The organism is Motilimonas eburnea, from assembly GCF_021295345.1.
GTDB classification, from domain to species: Bacteria; Pseudomonadota; Gammaproteobacteria; order Enterobacterales; family CBDFNC01; genus Motilimonas; species Motilimonas eburnea.
This window is the reverse complement of sequence record NZ_JAIMJB010000049.1, coordinates 1-2,088: the sequence shown is the minus strand read 5'-3', so window position 1 is coordinate 2,088 and position 2,088 is coordinate 1. Positions and strand designations below refer to the sequence as shown.

General features: G+C 44.1%; 1 protein-coding gene and 1 pseudogene. Both read left to right on the top strand.

Annotated elements, in window-relative coordinates:
• Positions 1–137: 137 nt before the first annotated feature.
• Positions 138–1,222 (top strand): IS3 family transposase gene (locus tag K6Y21_RS21020; RefSeq protein WP_233073905.1). Its coding sequence is split into 2 segments (ribosomal slippage): positions 138–387 and positions 387–1,222, totalling 1,086 coding nucleotides; the frame shifts between segments, so codons are not numbered across the junction.
• A gap of 40 nt (positions 1,223–1,262) precedes the next feature.
• Positions 1,263–1,460 (top strand): annotated as a pseudogene (locus K6Y21_RS21015) (integrase core domain-containing protein); the annotation flags it as partial.
• Between the last annotated feature and the right edge of the window lie 628 nt (positions 1,461–2,088).

The following is a 2,088-nucleotide window of genomic DNA, read 5'->3' as shown; positions in this document are numbered from 1 at the left end:
TACTTCCGGCATTTATTCAGCGAGCTGCCAAAACGAGATCCTGCTGTTGATATGGCGGATCTTATGCCGTGGAATGTTGAAATCACTGGAGCAGATTAGCACTTAACTGGTTAATTAAGCGCTTACGGAGATTCAACATGAAAAAATCACGTTACACGGACAGTCAGATCTTATCGATCTTAAAACAAGCTGAAGCTGGGGCGCCTATCCCTGAGCTTTGTCGCGAGCATGGCATGAGTAGTGCCACATTTTACAAATGGCGCGCTAAATATGGCGGGATGGATGCCTCACTCTTGAGCCGCATGAAAGAGCTGGAAGAAGAAAACCGACGGCTTAAAAAAATGTATGCTGAAGAGCGCCTCAAAGCAGAAGTGATTTCTGAGGCACTGGAAAAAAAGTGGTAAAGCCCTGTGAGCGTCGAATGATGGCTCAGTATTCGGTGGCGAATCATCACATCAGTATCCGAAGCGCTTGCCGCTGGTTTCGTATCAGTGAGACCTGCTATCGCTATAGATCAAAGCTTAAGCCTGAAAACGAGCTTATTGGTGACCTACTCATGCAACTCTCGGCCAACGAGGACACCGCAGATTGGGGCTTTGGTATGTGCTTTAACCACCTACGCAATTCTAAGGGGTACAAATGGAACCACAAACGTGTTTATCGTATCTATTGTGAACTGGCGTTGAATCTACGCATTAAACCAAGACGACGGTTAAACCGACACACCCCTGAGCCGTTAAAAGAGCCTATCAAACCAAACCAAGTTTGGTCTGTTGATTTCATGCACGATCAACTATCAGATGGGCGAAAATACCGCCTATTCAATGTGATTGATGATTATAAGCGAGAAGGGTTAGCGGCTGAGCCAGACTTTACGATGCCAGCAGAGCGAGTGACACGTATTTTAGATCAGCTTATCGAGCAGCGTTCAAAACCCACTGCAATTCGCTGTGATAACGGCCCTGAATTCATTAGCCATAAGTTTATAGATTGGGCAAAGCGCCATGATATACGGATAGACTATATCCAGCCAGGTAACCCACAACAAAATGCTTATATTGAACGATTCAACCGCACAGTGAGATTCGGATTGGTTAGCAAATATTTATTTGATAGCCTTGAAGAAGTTCAAGCACGCACAACGCAATGGCTTTGGTTTTACAATCATGAACGGCCACACACAGCCAATGGAGGTCATCCACCACTGAAGATTGCAGCTTAAATTCTACAAAAGGATGCAGTTATAAATGGGAGGATTACCTATCCAGCCAGGTAACCCACAACAAAATGCTTATATTGAACGATTCAACCGCACAGTGAGATTCGGATTGGTTAGCAAATATTTGTTTGATAGCCTTGAAGAAGTTCAAGCACGCACAACGCAATGGCTTTGGTTTTACAATCATGAACGGCCACACACAGCCAATGGAGGTCATCCACCACTGAAGATTGCAGCTTAAATTCTACAAAAACATGCAGTTATAAATGGGAGGATTACCCAGCCAGCTTGCTGGCGTTGCTGCCTAGGATTGTTAGCTGTTGACCTAAATGCAAACACTTCAACTTCCCCGCCTATTTTTAAGATACCTGTACACTTGCCTTGGTAAACGCCCTATAGTGGTCATAACTAATAGTGCAAACGTCGAACACACGAAGATCACAGCATAAACAACGTCTAAAAGAACATTTAAAATAAACTCTAACCCACTACCAAGTAGGTCGAACTTATATAGCCAAACGACATGTTCTATAACCAAAACACAGCTATATCCACTACCTAGGGCCAATATGAAGGTCACAAGCCTAAATGCTGGCCTTAAATGATTATTACTCAACACCACCACCTTAGACAGCTAACGCCCAATTAAGTTGTGAGCAACGCTACCACTGAACCTGACCTTTGCGCCGTAAACACTAAAGTTGATTCAAACCACAATTGCCAAGCGTTGCGAATCAGCTTGAATTGCTTGTATGGATAATTAACCCACCTAATTGACCCTTTACACCCAGTTTCGGGTAATGTGAGACCCAGGCGTTAGCTGCAACTAACGCTTTCCTTGTCGTAGTTCGATTAAATGATGGCTCCTC